The sequence below is a fragment of the Burkholderia sp. WTPI3 genome, from assembly GCF_021483755.1.
Classification (GTDB): Bacteria; Pseudomonadota; Gammaproteobacteria; order Burkholderiales; family Burkholderiaceae; genus Burkholderia.
On record NZ_JAGIXF010000059.1, the window covers coordinates 17,805 to 32,310 of the forward strand.

A 14,506-nucleotide genomic window follows, 5' to 3' on the forward strand; every position below is an offset into this window, starting at 1 on the left:
TCAATCAATCACGACTCGAGGGAGATAAAACGTGAACGTGAAATACTTACCGCTCATCGCATTGACCGTGGCAATTTCTGCTCATGCCGCCGATCCGGCCGTGCAGAATGTGGGACAAAGCCAGAAGCCCGCCCAGGACGTCTCCGCATGTATCGCGAAGACCTGGGCCGACAAGTCGCAGCAACAGGTGATCTCGCAGAACGTGCTCGCCAACGGCCTCGCGACCGACGTCTACGCACCGGGCCAGCAGCCGCCGAACGGCGCCGCCGCGATGGTCCGCCCGTCGTGGAAGCCGGGCGCGAAGACGTGGGTCGGCGTTCGCGGCGACGCCGCTTCCGCGGGCGACATCAGCGCCTGCCTGTGAGCGCCGTGCCGGGCGGCATCGCGCCGCCCGCATGCGACAAGCCCCGCTTCGGCGGGGCTTGTCGCTTTATGCGCACCGGCCGCCAGGCCCGTGCGTGCGTGTTTCACGCCTCAGCGTACCCGCGCGAAGGAGCTTACAGGTAGCTGCAGACGTAATCGAGCGTCTCGAGCACTTCGATGTCGAAGCGACTCTTGCCCGGCACCGAGAACGATTCGCCCGCGCCGTAGGTTTGCCATTCGCTGCTGCCGTCGAGCTTCACGCGGCACTTGCCGGCCTGCACTTCCATCAATTCAGCCGCGTCCGTGCCGAAGTTGAGCGCGCACGGCAGGATCACGCCGAGCGTCTTGCGCGTGCCGTCCGGGAAGAGCACGGTATGCGACACGCACTTGCCGTCGAAATAGACGTTCGCGCGCTTGACGACCGATACGTTGTCGAATTGGGTTGCACTGGTCATGTGATGCCTCTGATTGCTGGATGCCGGATGGCGTGTTGTTGGAAGCCGGCCGGGTCGGCGGGCCGGCCGATATGATACCGGCTCGCGGTACACCTGCCGCAAACCCGCAATCGCACGCGGGAAACGACGAAGGCGCACGACCGATAATCAGGATCACTACGTTATAGATTGCTCGATCCCGCATGCGCTCTGCTCACCGCAATCCCTTGCGCCGCGCGGAATCGCGCAGGCAGTCCAGCAGCATCGCCGCGGCCGGCGTGAGCGGGCTGTCGCGGCGCGTGACGACCTGCACGGATACGCCCGGCAGCCGCTCGCGGATCGGCAGCACCACGAGCTGGTCGCGCGCCCACTCCCCTTGCAGCAGTTGCTCGGGCATCGACGCGATCAGGTCGCAACCCGTCATCAGGCTGTGGGCGAGCCCGAAGCTCGGACATTCGACGACCCGCTGCGGCACCGGCAGCCCGTATGCGACGAATGAATTGAACAATACCTGGGTCGAGCTTTCCGGCGACGGATTCATCAGCCAGTCGGCTTCGACGAGATCTGCGAGCGACGTGGCAGACGCGAGCGGATGCCCCTTGCGCGCGACGATCAGCGATCGGCTCGCATAGAGTTCCGCGTGATCGAACTCGGCCGCGAGCAGTTCCGGCACGACGACGGCCACCGCGAAATCGAGCGAGCCGTCGTGCAGCCGCGGCAGCGCAACGCCCGGAAATCCTTCGATGAGGTTGACGCGCGCGACCGGAAAGCGCCGCCGGAACGCGCGGAATGCATCCGGCAGGATCGTTACGGCGGCGGCCGGCGTGATCGCCGCCGCGACCGAGCCCGTCATCGCGCCCTGCGCCTGCTCGATGTCGTCGCGTGCACGCTGCATCTCGGCGACGATCAGCCGCGCACGCACCTGCAATTGCTGGCCGAACGCGGTGAGCTGCACGCCGCGCGCGGTGCGCACGACGAGCGAGACGCCAAGCGCGATCTCCAGCTCCTTCACCGCCTTCGTCAACGCCGCCGGCGACACGTTCAGGCGCCGCGCGGCCGCGCGAATGCTCCCTTCTTCCGCGACGGTGACGAACGCTTTCAACTGATGGTATTTCATGACGGCATGCGTGATTCGTGGAAACCCTGTGTGCCGCGACGCATGCCGAATCAGGGTATTCCCGAGCGGCAACCAGTGGTGTGCACCAAAGCAATTTATCAGCTTCTGGTGCGCAAAAGAAATTTATATGCTTGCACGTCATATGCGCGTCAAACGCCCACCGCCCCCACAGGAGAGACCATGCTGCAAGCCGTGAACCCCGTCATCCCCGGCATCGCCGCGATCGCCCCCGACCTGATCGAGGTGCGCCGCCGCATCCATGCGCACCCGGAGCTCGCGTTCGAGGAGACGCTGACGAGCGACCTCGTCGCCGAACTGCTCACGGGCTGGGGTTACGACGTGCATCGCGGCATCGGCAAGACGGGCGTCGTCGGCGTGCTGCGCGAAGGACAAGGCACGCGCACCGTCGGCCTGCGCGCCGACATGGATGCACTGCCGCTCGCGGAAACCACCGGCCTGCCGTACGCAAGCCGTCACGCGAACAAAATGCATGCCTGCGGCCACGACGGCCATACGGCAATGCTGCTGTGCGCGGCGCGCCACCTCGCGGCCACGCGCCAGTTCTCCGGCACGCTGAACCTGATCTTCCAGCCGGCCGAGGAAAACTTCGGCGGCGCGAAGTCGATGATGGACGACGGCCTGTTCGACCGTTTCCCGTGCGATGCGATCTTCGCGATCCACAACATGCCGGGCCGTGCGGCCGGCGACATGGCGTTCCGCACCGGTGCCGCGATGGCGTCGGCCGACCGCGTGACGATCACGCTGCGCGGCGTCGGCGGCCACGGCGCGATGCCGCACTTCGCGCGCGATCCGATGTCGGCCGCAGGTAGCATCATGGTCGCGCTACAGACGATCGTCGCGCGCGAGGTCGACGCGCAGCATGCAGCCGTGATCACGGTTGGCAGCGTGCAGGCCGGCGAGACCTTCAACATCATTCCGGAAACCGTCGTGATGAAGCTGTCGGTGCGCGCGTTGAACGCCGACGTGCGCGCGCTGCTCGCACGCCGCATCGAAGCACTTGCCAAAGGTCAGGCGGAAAGCTTCGGCGTCACTGCGGAAGTCGATTACGACTACGGCTACCCGGTGCTCGTCAACCATCCGGAGCCGACCGCCTTCGCGGCCGACATCGCGCGCCAGATGCTCGGCGCCGAGCGCGTCGAAACCGAGGCCGCGCCGCTGATGGGCAGCGAGGACTTCGCGTTCATGCTCGAAGCGCGCCCCGGCTGCTATGCGTTCATCGGCAACGGGATCGGCAGCAAGGGCGGCTGCATGGTGCACAACCCCGGCTACGACTTCAACGACGACATCCTCGCGATCGGCGCGAGCTACTGGGTGCGCGTCGCCGAAGCGTGGCTCGCGGCCTGACGGCCGTTCCTTACGGCTCTTCATCACGCAGTTCCGCGCTTACCGGGGGAACCCCATGGAAACGTCCGCTCTTTCGCTCGCCGGCTCGCCGGCCGATGCCCGCACCGCCGCGAAGAAACGCCGCCTGATCGCGGCCGCCGCCGTCGGCAACGCGCTCGAGTTTTACGACTTCACGGTCTACAGCTTCTTTGCGATCCTGATCGGCAAGCTGTTCTTTCCCGTGCATTCGTCGTTCGGGCAGTTGATGCTCGCGGTCGCGAGCTTCGGTGTCGGCTTCGTCACGCGTCCGCTCGGCGGTCTCGTGATCGGCATGTACGCCGATCGCGCCGGCCGCAAGAAGGCAATGATCCTGACGCTCCTGCTGATGGCGCTCGGCACCCTGACGATCGCGGTCGCGCCGACCTTCGCGCAGGTCGGCATCGCCGCACCGCTGCTGCTCGTGCTCGCGCGCCTGCTGCAAGGGTTCGCATCGGGCGGCGAAGTCGGCGCATCGACGACGCTGCTGCTCGAACAGGCACCACAGCATCGCCGCGGCTTCTATGCATCGTTCCAGTTCTCGAGCCAGGGGCTCGCCGCACTCGCGGGCGCGCTGACCGGGGTCGCGCTGACGTCGACGCTCAATGCCGCGCAACTCGAAAGCTGGGGCTGGCGCGTGCCGTTCGTGATCGGCACGCTGTTCGTGCCGATCGGCTATTGGCTGCGCCGCACCGTCGAGGAAGTGCCGGCCGCCGCGCATGAAGAACCGGTCGCGTCGCTGCCGCTCGCCGACGTGCTGCGCCATCACGGCAAGGCCGTATTCGCGGGGCTAGGCGTAACGATCGGCGGCACGTCGATCCACTACATCATCGTGTTCTACATGGCGATCTACGGCGTGCAGGTGCTGCACCTGCCGACCTGGCTGTCGATGACGGCAGGCTGCATCGCCGGCGCGATCCTGATGCTCGTGACGCCGATCGGCGGCCACCTGTCCGACGTGTTCGGGCGCAACCGGATCGTCTGGTGGACCCGCATCGCGCTGATGGCCGCGATTTATCCCGCGTTCGTCGCGTTAAACCGCTGGCCAGGCGCCACCTCGCTGCTGTCGATCATCGCCGCGTTGTCGATCGTGCACGCGATCAACATCGGCGCGACGGGCGCCATGCTCGGCGAACTGTTCCCGCGAGCGGTGCGCGCCACCGGCGGCGCGCTCGTCTATAGCGTGGGCGTCGCGATCTTCGGCGGCTTCGCGCAATTCTTCGTCACGTGGCTGATCGCCGCGACCGGCAATCCGAATGCGCCCGCGTGGTATGCGATCGGTTGCGGCGTATTCACGCTGCTTGCGATTCGTTGCATGGATGAGAAGGCAGGGAAGGCGCTTGATTGAATGGTGGGCGGTGCGTTGTGCATGGCCCGTGCCATTGACGCGGCACTCGCGCATCGTGCATGATCGCTTCATGCACGACGCCACGACCACGCTTTCGACGACCACGCGCACGACCGCCTCCGGCGGGCCCGTGCGGCGAGTGCGCGCAAGATCGTAGCGTCACCGATTCCCGCAGGCCCCGCCGGTTCCGGACGGGGTCTCTTCGTTTCTCCGTCCGCACCGGTCATTCAGGAGAAACGCAATGTCCGAAGTCCGTTCGCCCAAACGTGCGCTGCTCGTCGTCGACATGCAGGTCGGGTTGTTTCACGGCCCCGACCGTCCGCATGACGGCGAACGCGTGCTGGCCAACATCAACCGGCTGATTCGCCGCGCACATGAAGCCGGCGCACCCGTGTACGCGGTGCGTCACATCGGCCCGGCCGGCTCGCCGATCGCGCCCGACGCACCGCTCGCCGCGTTGTTGCCGGCGCTCGAGATCGATGTGCAACGCGATACCGTGTTCGACAAGACGCGGCCCAACTGCTTCGCCGGCACGCGGCTCGCGGAGTGGCTGCACGCGGCCGGGATCGGCGAAATCGTGGTTGCGGGGATGAAGACGCAGTACTGCATCGATACGACCTGCCGTGCGGCCGGCGATCTCGGCTTGCGTGCGGTGCTCGTTGCTGATGCGCATACCTGCATGGACACGCTGGAGTTGCCGGCCGAGCGGATCGTCGCGCATCACAATGCGACGCTTGGCGGGCCGTTTGCGATGTTGACGACGACGGAAGCGTGCGGGTTCTGATGCACGACACCGCTCAGACTACGGCGCATAACGGCACGCCTCGCAACAGCGTCAGCAAAGACCGGCCGCGCGCATCGCTTCGATGCACGACGATGTGTCGCGAACTGAAGCGACCTTCTTCGAGAGCATCACGTTTGCGGATAAAAATTCGCTGAGCCGTCTCTCGAAGCGAAATGAAAACTTGATCAGATCGACGGTGTTCCGGAAGGTCTCCTTGGGCAGTTTGCCTGTCACCGTCGACCAAATGAAGCGCTTGATCAAGCGTATCGCTCTCACACTGAACGAAACCTCCACCCTCAGGATCAGCGAACATTCGGCGAGCAGCGGATACATCCGTTTGTCGTACGCACCTTCGACAAACCAGTTGCCCTGCTCGATGATCCTTTCGATGGCTGCCGCCATCGACTCATCCGATCTCTTCGAAAACGCTTCGCCGCTCCTGTCCCAATACACGTCATCGAATTCGTACCTGGCGATATTGAACTTGCGCGCCAATTCCCTGGTGATCGTCGTTTTCCCAGCGCCCGATGGGCCTACAATGCAAACCTTCATGTTCCCGTCTCAATTCACGTCAGTCCGATGGTGATGAATCGCATAGCCGCCCTTCGCCGCAGACTTTTCGGTCGATGAACGTCAGAGACGTGTGAACATATCGAGCACTCTCTCGGTAGCGTCATGCAGCGTGACCGCCTCAATCAGCCATGCGAAATGTTTGAGTCGAAAAACAATACCTCCTCGGAGTCTCGACCGTTCGGCGCACGCCGGCGGCCCGTTCACCCGATATCGATTGAAAGACGTCCAGGGCCGGTCGCGCAAAGTGCGAGCAGCCCGCCCGAGAGTCCGCGAAGCATATGGAAATTCGGGCATCACAAGCTGGGATCGGAATGGCGATCCTTGGCCGATTCCTCTCGATGTTCACATTGCGAAGCATATTCATGTCGAGATCGAAGAAGCCAAGGCCTACGCAGAATCCATCAATATGAACCACTGAATATCAATCACTTTTGGATCACCTCGGCCAGCAACACTCGTGGACGCTTTTCAGCCTCACACGCGACTTTCCGGCCCTGTTCCCTCCTATCGACAGGCCCGGGCACGAGCGCCAACCGCGCAATCATGCATTTCTATGCAGCCTGATCCGTCGTCATATTTTAGCGTCGGACTATCGGGCGGTGGCTAACGCTGAGGATGAAGAATCGGCTACGATGACCGCAAGACAATACAGCGCTCGTCGTGAACCGCAGAGACCCTACGACGTTGGATATGCACGACAAGCTGCGCGGCTACTATGAACAGGAAATGGCGAAGCTGAAAAATCAGTTCGCAACCTTCTCCAACGAGTATCCACGCGTTGCCGCTCGCCTGAGCTTTACAAGCGGGCAGACGGGCGACCCACATGTCCAGCGAATGATGCAGGCGTTCGCGTTGATTGCAGCCGAAATCCGGGTCAACCGTCGACGACGGCGCGCCGAAATTCACCGAAGCGTTGCTTCATGTCTTGCACCCGCACTACCTGCGGCCGTTCCCGGCATGCTCGATCGCTCGCCTCGATCCGGTCAAGGATTTACCGAACAAGCCGGTCGTCTTGCCGCGTGGCATGGAACTCACGTCGCGCGGCGGGGAGGTTCGCTTTCGGACCGCCTATGATGTAACGCTTGCGCCGGTCCACATCGCAAGCGCCCGATTCTCAAGCAGTACCGTCGCACCGGCATACGTCGCATTACCGCCGAACACAACCAGCTTCATCTCCATCACGATTGAGTCGAGCGGCGCCGCCGCGCCGCTCGAAGCGGTTTCGCCCGACGCGCTGCGCGTCCACTTCACCGGAGAACGCCAGACAGTCGTGGCGCTGCTGGATACGGTCCTGCTGCGTGTCCGGGGCGCATTCGTCGAAGCGGACGACAGCGGACGCTCGATACCCATTGCCGGCATACCAGTCGTGGCGCACGGCCGAACCCGTGCCAGTCGCCCGCGCTTGCTCGACCTCCGCGCGCAGGCTCTTGCGAAAGCGCGTCAAGTTCTCAATACCCGGCACATTGTTTTGGATAAGCCAGTTCACCGAGAGAATCGCCATCTCTCGATCCTGCTCCGACTGCGCATCGTGCACGGGGTGCCCTGTCAGCACGCCATAGCGGCCCGGCCATGCGCAACGCAGCGCACCCACCCCGTAGAAGCGCTGCGCGCGCGAGCGCCATTCCTCTGCGATAAAGTTTGCCTGATTCTCGCCCATATCGCGATCCGACCACGTATGTGACCCGGTGTATTCATACTGCTCGCCCAAGCCCGGAACGTCGTCAAGATCGAACGCGGGCATCGTGACGTGCTTGGAAAGGTCCGGGCGCTTGTAATCGAATGTGCCCGTGTCGAGTTCGGCGGACTGGATTTCTTGCGAATCGATCCACTCCCCAAGGCCGTCAAATTCCTCGTCCTGCACCGCACCGCTGAACGAAATGTTCTTGCGCATCAACTCGGGAACCGAGAACAGATCGTCCATGATGACGACCTTGTGCGACTTGCCGTCCTTCGCGATATCGAACCGCGGAAAGAGGCCGAGTTCTTCGAATGTACGGTGAACGTAGTTCCAGTCGGACTCCCATTGCATCCGTTGAGAATACGAGCGCAGCGCTTGGCGCACTTGCCACGTCACGTTACCGGATGCTTGCGGATACTTTCCGAGCACGTCAGATACGGTTTGCTGCGCGGGGGTCTCGATCCAGTCGCGCCGGTCGCTGCCGAGTCGAAGCAGCGCGAGGAACGAGTTGAATCGAAGCTGGTAGTAGGTGTTCGCGCCGTCCGCACCCGAGCGACTGAACGCAGTTACATAACCGTGAATCGGCATTTCACTGCCGTCCGTTTGCCGAACCCACAGCGTCACGGATTGCCGGATCAGCGCGTTGGCCCGAATCGCTTCGAGCCGCGTCGACGTTACGTCGATCGTGAATTCGAAGTCTCGCCCCAGACATGCGCGCCCCAGACATAAAGCGGGACCAACCAGTCTTCACCAAGCGGCGTATCGAGGCGGACAATGCGTCCATGTTCCACGTACTGTGCGCGCAGTGTCTTGTTCAGGAGATCGGAAACCATCGGGCTACCCCGTGCTGGGTTGTAACAAAAACAGCCGCCGGGCAGCGCCGGGCGGCAGATTGGTATTTTTCATCAAAACAATAAAAGGCCCAGAATTCCCGCCGCTGCTGGGGCCTTCAGCCTCGACGCGGTTCAAACCGCTGAATCGCGCCCAGCCGGAATTCACCATATCGAATCGTGATCTATCCCGGCATACACCGATGATGTGTCACATTCAGTGCCTCAGCGCGTCGGAACTCCCGCGTGGCTTACATCATGCTGTCGAGCACAACGATGTCGCGGCAAAGCGCCCGCGCACGGATCGTCGCGTATGACGGTGGTTTCCAGTCCATAAACGTCAGAGAATGTGAATCCATCGAGCGCGTACTACCCGCGACGCAATGCTCGAGCACGCCCTGCACCTCCCGCGGCGAACCGGCGACCGAGCGACATGCAGGCAGCGATATAACAGCGGCCGCGGCTGGCACGACGCGTCCGAATCCGCCCGCCGACACCCATTTGTTTGCCGCGATGATCTTCGCAATCGCTGTAAACACAAAAAGGCACGGGTCTCTCCGCCTGTGCCTTTCCCCTCAGCTGTCCACCCCGCTCAGAACGTATGCATCATCCCCACATACGCGCCCGTCTGCGACTCGCCCGTCATCGGACTGGTACCCGACGTCGCATCCCGCGGCGACGCGAGCAGCGAGAAGTTCGAATTCCCGCCGTTACGCACATACGCAACCGTCCCATACAGGAACGTGCGTTTCGACAGGTTGTACGTGGTGCCGAGCACGTACATGATCGCGTGGCCCGACGGATCGTGCGACGCATCGCCGCCGCCGTCGCCCACCTTCACGTAGTACCCGCCCCCCGTCACGGCCCACTGCGGATTGGCCGCATAGGTCGCACCGAGCCAGTAGTGATCGGCACGATCGGCGACGCCGGCCGGACTGTCCGGCGCCTGGTAGTGCGTATAGGCGCCCTGAATCTTGAACTTCGCCACCTTCACGTTCGCGCCGACGAAATACTCGCGCGACGCGGTGAAGATGTTGCTGAACTTGCCGTTGTTGTCGCGCAGTTCGTCATAGATGCCGCGCACGTCGAGCAGCGCCGAGTGATACGACAGCATGATCCCGTCCGAGCGGCCGAAGTCGTCGGCCGCGCCGTAGTTGAAACCGCGCGACTGATTGCCGAACGCGTATTGCGCCTGCACGTCGAAGCCGCCGATCACCGGGCTGTGATATTCGATGTTGTTGCTGCTCTGCTGCCAGTTCCGGCCGCGCACGAGCGATGCCGACGAAAACGCCTGCTGGACGAACGGATCGAATTCCCACACGCCGTCGCTGTCGATGAAGAGGTTGCGGCCGGCCTGCAGCTGGCCCCACGTGTCACTCTTCAACCCGACATACGCGCGGCGCGACCACATGCGCCCGCCGCCCGTCTGGCCGTTCATCACCTGGAATGCGGTTTCGAGGTTGAAGACGGTCGACATGCCGCCGCCGAGATCCTCGACACCCTTCAGGCCGAACATGCTGGTACCCCAGTCGCCGCTTTCGGCACTCCAGCGTGTCGCGCTACCGCCGTTCGGCTGGGCAATGTGGTTCAGGTATTCGACGCCGCCGTCAATCCGGCCGTACAGCGTCACGCTGGTCTGCGCGAATGCGGCTGCGGGCGTGGCAGCCGCAATCAGCCATGCGAAATGTTTGAGTCGCAAAATGATGCCCCCTCGGAGTCTCGACCGTCCGGCGCGCACCCCATGCGCGCGCCGGCGGCCCGTTCACCCGCGATCGATCGAAAAACGTCCGGGGCCGGCCGCGCAAAGCGCGAGCAGGCCGCCCGAGATCGCGATGTTCTTGTAGAAATGAATCATGTTGTTGATCTGCTCGCCGCCCGTCATCGTCCAGTAGCGGTGGCCGATGAGCGCGGTGCCGATCGTGTACAGCGCAAGCAGCAGCGCGAGCGGCCGCGTCTGGAAGCCGACGAGGAGCGCGATGCCGACGAACAATTCCATCACGACGGCGATCGCGGCCGAAATGATCGGCGCCGGCGCACCCTCGGTTCCCATGAACGCGATCGTACCGGAGAAGTCGACGATCTTCTTCCAGCCGAACATCACGAACAGGATCACGAGCAGGATTCGGGACAGCAGCAGCAGCACATCGCGCTGGGACGCGAGAAACGGTTGATTCGGTGTCATGGTGTGATCAACGAAAACGATGCGCGAAGCGCGCGCACCGGATTGCCAACGAACCAGGACGGGCAGCCGCCTGCGCCGCCCGCCCTCCTCTGCAACAACCGGCATCGGGGCCCGCCCGATGTGCTGTGCTCCTCCTCTTGTCAGTGTTGCCCTGCTTCGTGTCGCGTGCTGCCGGCGTCAGCGCGCCTTCGCGACGTCCTGCTCGGTCACCTTCACGGCCGGATTGCCGAACTGAGCGGTCAGGTAGTTCGTCAGCGCGGCGATCTGTGCATCCGACAGCTCGTTACGGAATGCAGGCATCGCGACATCCTCGCTACCGGCCTTGCGCTGCACGCCATTCAGGATCACCTGGACCAGGTTGGCCGGGTTCGACGCACCCACCGTCGAGTTGTGGAACAGCGACGGGTAGTAACCGTCCGGCGTGCCCTTGCCCTGCATCTGGTGACACGTCGCGCAGTTGCCGAGATACAGCCGCGCCGGATCGATGCCCGACGACGCGAGCGCCACGCCGCGCAGCTTCAGCCCATCCTCGGCCGGCTTGCCCCACGACGAACGCGACTGCTTCGTGCTGCCGTCGGCCACGGCCGGCACCGTGCGGATGTACGTCGCGATCGCGCCGATGTCGGCGTCGGTCATCTTCGAGAAGCTGTGCTCGACCGCCTCGGCCATCGGTCCGGCCGCCTGCGCGACGCCCGGCACGCTGCCGGTACGCAGGTACTGGACGAGCTGCTGCTGGGTCCAGCCCCCGATCCCCGCGTTCGGGTCGGACGTGATGTTGTAGCCGTCCCAGCCCGCGAGCACCGAACCCGACAGGAAGCTGCCGCCCGTCTCGTCGAGCGACTTCTCTTGCATCGCGACACCGCGCGGCGTGTGGCACGTGCTGCAGTGCGCGAGGCCCTGCACCAGGTACGCACCGCGATTCCACTCGGCGCTTTGCGCCGGCTTCGGCTGGTAGGCGCCGTCCTTCAGGAACAGCCAGTTCCAGATCTTCAGCGGCCAGCGCATGCTCAGCAGCGCGGGAATCTCGTTCTTCGGCGGCGCCTGCTTGACCGGCTCGACGCCGTGCATGAAGTACGCGTACAACGCCTGCACGTCGTCGTCGTCGACCTTCGCGTACGACACGTACGGCATCGCCGGATACAGGTTGTCGCCGTTCTTCGCGACGCCATGGCGCACCGCACGCTCGAAGTCCTCGAACGTCCAGTTGCCGATACCGGTGTCCGGGTCGGGCGTGATGTTGCTCGAATAGATCTTGCCGAGCATCGGCACCGGCATCCCGAGACCGCCTGCGAACGGCTTGCCGCCCTTCGCGGTGTGGCAGGCCATGCAGTCGCCCGCGATCGCCAGATATTCGCCGCGCTTGATTTGCGCGGGATCGGCCGAGTCGGCCGCGCGCACGAGACCGGGCAGCGTCAGGCACCCGGCGAGGAGGAAGGTGAGAGTAGATTTCCGCACGGTCAGACTTCCTTCTTCAGCGTGTCCGACATCCGCAGCGCCAGCGCCGCGATCGTCAGCGTCACGTTCACCGTACCGACGGTCGGCATCGTCGAGCTGCTCGAGATGAACAGGTTCGGATGATCGAACGTCCGGCAGTCCTTGTCGACGACCGAGTCGCGTGCGTCCGCGCCCATGATCGTCGAACCGGTGATGTGGTTGTTCGGCGCGAACTCGTCGTTGAACACGACTTCCGTGCCGCCGAGCACCTTCGCGGCCGTCGCGTAGACTTCACGCGTGTGCGCGGCGCCGCGCTTCACGTAGTCGTCGATCGCGTACGTGATCTCCGGACGCGGAATGCCGATCGCGTCGGTGGCCGTCTTGCTCGGCACGATGCGGTTCTCGGGCTGCGGCAGGATTTCGTGGAAGCAGTCGAACTGCACGTAGCGTGCGGAGCGATCGCGAATCTGCGCGTCGAGCTCCTCGGGCTTCATCAGCTTGCCGGCCTTGAAGATCTTCTGCGTCTCCTGGTTGATGCGCGACATATTCGACAGGTGGATCTTCTTGGCGGCCTCGGTCGCCCGGAACGTGCCGTCGCGGAAACCGATCAGCGACGTCATTTCCTGCGGGCCGCGGCCCGGCCACAGCTTGTCGCTCGCATAGAACGACACGCCCGTGCCCGGGTGGTCCATCAGGTTGCGCCCGACCATGTCGGAGCTGTTCGCGACGCCGTTCGGGAAATCGCGGTTCGCCGACATCAGCAGGATCTTCGGCGTCTCGATGCCGTTCGCAGCCACCACGAAGTACTTGCCTTCGACGCGATGGTCGGCGCCCGTCTTGTCCTTGTAGATCGCGGCGACGATGCGCTTGTCCGGGCCCGTCTCGAGCTTGTAGACGACCGCGCTGTCGATCAGCTTCGCGCCGGCCTGCTCGGCCTTCTCGACGTGCACGATGCCGTTGTACATCGCGCCGATCGGGCAGATCGGCATGCAATTGTTGTTCCCGCAACAAGTCGGCCGGCCGTCGTACGGACGGCTGTTGCGCGCGACCGGCTCGGTCACCACGTGGAACTTCGGGTCGTAGCCGTTCAGCGCGCTCTTGATCGTCTGCTCGTTGAACGACAACGGCAGCGGCGGCATCGGGTATGGTTCCTTGCGCGGCGAGTACAGGTCTTCCTCGGGACCGGGGCCCCACACGCCGAGCTCTTCCTCGGCGCGCTGATAGTAATGTTCGAGATCGTCGTACTGGATCGGCCAATCGCGCGCGACGCCGTACACCGTCTTCATCTTGAAGTCGTTCGGGATGAAGCGCCACGCCGACGCGGCCCAGTGCCACGTCGTGCCGCCCACCGCGCGGATGTACTGCGAGTTGAACTTGTGCTCGCCCTTCAGGATCAGGTAGTCGTTCGGCGGGCCGTATTCCGGATGCGGGGCCCACGGGCTCGACGGGTACGGCGCCATGAAGTCCGTCTTGTCGGGCTGGTTCCGAAAGCGCTCGACGATATCGCCACGCGGCATGCGCGGCCCCGCTTCGAGCAGGATCACCGACTTGCCCGCCATCGCGAGCTGGTGCGCAACGATCGCGCCTGCGACACCGGACCCGACGACGACGACGTCGGCTTTTTGCGTATCGGTATCGGCCATCAGGCTTGCCTCTCGATCGGTTTTTCGGCCCAGAAGCCGGGTTTGTTGGGGCAATACGAAGGGATCACGAGCGTATCGGACACGACGCTGAACATTAATGCTTCTTCGTACGTAATCACGACGTTGTCGATGATGCCGAGATACCACGCTTCGAGGATCGTCAGCGCGGAGGCTTCCTGATCGGGACTCAGCGAACCGGACGCGAGTGCGCCGGCGAGTTGCGACAGACCGTCGGTCGTCTTGAACGAGCCTTTCTGCAACGCCTGCAGGAAGCGTTCGCCGAGCACGCGGCTCAGCCCTTTCTTGCCTGTCAGCGCTTCGGAGAGCGTCATGAACGTATCGAGCGGCGCAGTGCCGGGATTGTCGGCCAGGGCCCGCAACGCCAGTGAGCCGGTGAGGCCCGCCGCCGTCAGCGCCAGTGCGCCCTGCAGCCATTGACGCCGCGTGATGCCGCTTGCGGCTGCGTCGTCATCGCGACGCGAGTGGGGAGTGTTGTCGTTGTGCATGTTTCCTTCTCTCGAACACCGGATTCGGGAAAACCACGCTTGATAATTCTCAAACATTGGCGCGGCCCTGAAATGTACGCGCACAAATCGGATCGGACAATGGCTTTATAGTCCATTAAATGTTCCGCATTCCGAGACAATCGACATTTCGCTGCATCTTTGTGTCGTCGACGCGACAATTCTGCATCGGGATGCCGTGTGTCGCAAGCCGACGACACGCAGCATTCCGTCATC

Annotated in this window: 13 protein-coding genes and 3 pseudogenes; 7 read left to right on the top strand and 9 right to left on the bottom strand. The window is 63.7% G+C overall.

Translation table 11 applies throughout. From position 1 onward, the window contains the following. Positions 1 to 31 precede the first annotated feature (31 nt). Positions 32 to 364: a hypothetical protein gene (locus J7024_RS26250; protein WP_175750440.1), complete on the top strand. Its 333-nt coding sequence runs from the start codon at positions 32 to 34 to the stop codon at positions 362 to 364. A gap of 133 nt (positions 365 to 497) precedes the next feature. On the opposite strand, the gene ppnP is transcribed toward J7024_RS26250, so the two are convergent. Continuing rightward, complete coding sequence (ppnP, locus tag J7024_RS26255) at positions 498 to 818, bottom strand: pyrimidine/purine nucleoside phosphorylase (RefSeq protein WP_012366195.1); 321 nt, start codon at positions 816 to 818, stop codon at positions 498 to 500. A 193-nt stretch (positions 819 to 1,011) separates the two neighbouring features. Then, positions 1,012 to 1,914, bottom strand: coding sequence for a LysR substrate-binding domain-containing protein (locus tag J7024_RS26260; protein WP_124825357.1), 903 nt, complete (start codon positions 1,912 to 1,914; stop codon positions 1,012 to 1,014). 180 nt (positions 1,915 to 2,094) lie between these two features. On the opposite strand from J7024_RS26260, the gene J7024_RS26265 reads away from it, so the two are divergent. The 3 genes from J7024_RS26265 to J7024_RS26275 all read left to right on the top strand — a co-directional run bounded on the left by J7024_RS26265 (position 2,095) and on the right by J7024_RS26275 (position 5,426). Continuing rightward, positions 2,095 to 3,279: a M20 aminoacylase family protein gene (locus J7024_RS26265; protein WP_124825358.1), complete on the top strand. Its 1,185-nt coding sequence runs from the start codon at positions 2,095 to 2,097 to the stop codon at positions 3,277 to 3,279. A 55-nt stretch (positions 3,280 to 3,334) separates the two neighbouring features. Then, entirely contained in the window at positions 3,335 to 4,642 is a 1,308-nt protein-coding gene (locus J7024_RS26270; RefSeq protein ID WP_175750439.1) for an MFS transporter, read from the top strand. Between the two features lie 241 nt (positions 4,643 to 4,883). Next, positions 4,884 to 5,426, top strand: a complete 543-nt coding sequence (locus tag J7024_RS26275) for a cysteine hydrolase family protein (protein ID WP_124825360.1) — start codon at positions 4,884 to 4,886, stop codon at positions 5,424 to 5,426. A gap of 51 nt (positions 5,427 to 5,477) precedes the next feature. Here J7024_RS26275 and J7024_RS26280 read toward each other — a convergent pair whose 3' ends face one another. Further along, complete coding sequence (locus J7024_RS26280; RefSeq protein WP_124825361.1) at positions 5,478 to 5,978, bottom strand: AAA family ATPase; 501 nt, start codon at positions 5,976 to 5,978, stop codon at positions 5,478 to 5,480. A 235-nt stretch (positions 5,979 to 6,213) separates the two neighbouring features. Between J7024_RS26280 and J7024_RS26285 the strand changes: the two genes are divergently transcribed. From J7024_RS26285 to J7024_RS37570, 3 genes and pseudogenes are all read left to right on the top strand, one after another. Then, positions 6,214 to 6,417: a hypothetical protein gene (locus J7024_RS26285; protein WP_124825362.1), complete on the top strand. Its 204-nt coding sequence runs from the start codon at positions 6,214 to 6,216 to the stop codon at positions 6,415 to 6,417. A gap of 272 nt (positions 6,418 to 6,689) precedes the next feature. Continuing rightward, positions 6,690 to 6,863, top strand: a pseudogene (locus J7024_RS37565) (type VI secretion system baseplate subunit TssF); the annotation flags it as partial. 61 nt (positions 6,864 to 6,924) lie between these two features. Continuing rightward, positions 6,925 to 7,308, top strand: a pseudogene (locus tag J7024_RS37570) (type VI secretion system baseplate subunit TssF); the annotation flags it as partial. A gap of 213 nt (positions 7,309 to 7,521) precedes the next feature. Here J7024_RS37570 and J7024_RS26295 read toward each other — a convergent pair. From J7024_RS26295 to J7024_RS26320, 6 genes and pseudogenes are all read right to left on the bottom strand, one after another. After that, a pseudogene (locus tag J7024_RS26295) lies at positions 7,522 to 8,421 on the bottom strand (phage late control D family protein); the annotation flags it as partial. A gap of 678 nt (positions 8,422 to 9,099) precedes the next feature. Next, positions 9,100 to 10,206 carry a porin gene (locus J7024_RS26300; RefSeq protein WP_124825364.1) on the bottom strand — a complete coding sequence of 369 codons (1,107 nt, stop codon included), beginning with the start codon at positions 10,204 to 10,206 and terminating at the stop codon, positions 9,100 to 9,102. 63 nt (positions 10,207 to 10,269) lie between these two features. Beyond that, complete coding sequence (locus tag J7024_RS26305; protein WP_096499770.1) at positions 10,270 to 10,689, bottom strand: DoxX family protein; 420 nt, start codon at positions 10,687 to 10,689, stop codon at positions 10,270 to 10,272. 177 nt (positions 10,690 to 10,866) lie between these two features. Continuing rightward, on the bottom strand, positions 10,867 to 12,144 hold the full coding sequence (locus tag J7024_RS26310; protein WP_124825365.1) for a cytochrome c: 1,278 nt from the start codon (positions 12,142 to 12,144) through the stop codon (positions 10,867 to 10,869). Between the two features lie 2 nt (positions 12,145 to 12,146). Further along, positions 12,147 to 13,766 carry a GMC family oxidoreductase gene (locus tag J7024_RS26315; RefSeq protein ID WP_124825366.1) on the bottom strand — a complete coding sequence of 540 codons (1,620 nt, stop codon included), beginning with the start codon at positions 13,764 to 13,766 and terminating at the stop codon, positions 12,147 to 12,149. Continuing rightward, a complete protein-coding gene (locus tag J7024_RS26320) occupies positions 13,766 to 14,272 on the bottom strand; it encodes a sugar dehydrogenase complex small subunit (protein WP_124825367.1) in 507 nt (168 codons plus the stop codon). The genes J7024_RS26315 and J7024_RS26320 overlap by 1 nt, the downstream gene beginning before the upstream one ends. Positions 14,273 to 14,506: the final 234 nt, after the last annotated feature.

Bases quoted from the DNA above. Each gene is read 5' to 3' on its own strand.
- J7024_RS26320 (WP_124825367.1), bottom strand. From the start codon at position 14,272: ATGCACAACGACAACACTCCCCACTCGCGTCGCGATGACGACGCAGCC.
- J7024_RS26275 (WP_124825360.1), top strand. From the start codon at position 4,884: ATGTCCGAAGTCCGTTCGCCCAAACGTGCGCTGCTCGTCGTCGACATG.
- J7024_RS26315 (WP_124825366.1), bottom strand. From the start codon at position 13,766: ATGGCCGATACCGATACGCAAAAAGCCGACGTCGTCGTCGTCGGGTCC.
- J7024_RS26305 (WP_096499770.1), bottom strand. From the start codon at position 10,689: ATGACACCGAATCAACCGTTTCTCGCGTCCCAGCGCGATGTGCTGCTG.
- J7024_RS26280 (WP_124825361.1), bottom strand. From the start codon at position 5,978: ATGAAGGTTTGCATTGTAGGCCCATCGGGCGCTGGGAAAACGACGATC.
- J7024_RS26260 (WP_124825357.1), bottom strand. From the start codon at position 1,914: ATGAAATACCATCAGTTGAAAGCGTTCGTCACCGTCGCGGAAGAAGGG.
- J7024_RS26265 (WP_124825358.1), top strand. From the start codon at position 2,095: ATGCTGCAAGCCGTGAACCCCGTCATCCCCGGCATCGCCGCGATCGCC.
- ppnP (WP_012366195.1), bottom strand. From the start codon at position 818: ATGACCAGTGCAACCCAATTCGACAACGTATCGGTCGTCAAGCGCGCG.
- J7024_RS26270 (WP_175750439.1), top strand. From the start codon at position 3,335: ATGGAAACGTCCGCTCTTTCGCTCGCCGGCTCGCCGGCCGATGCCCGC.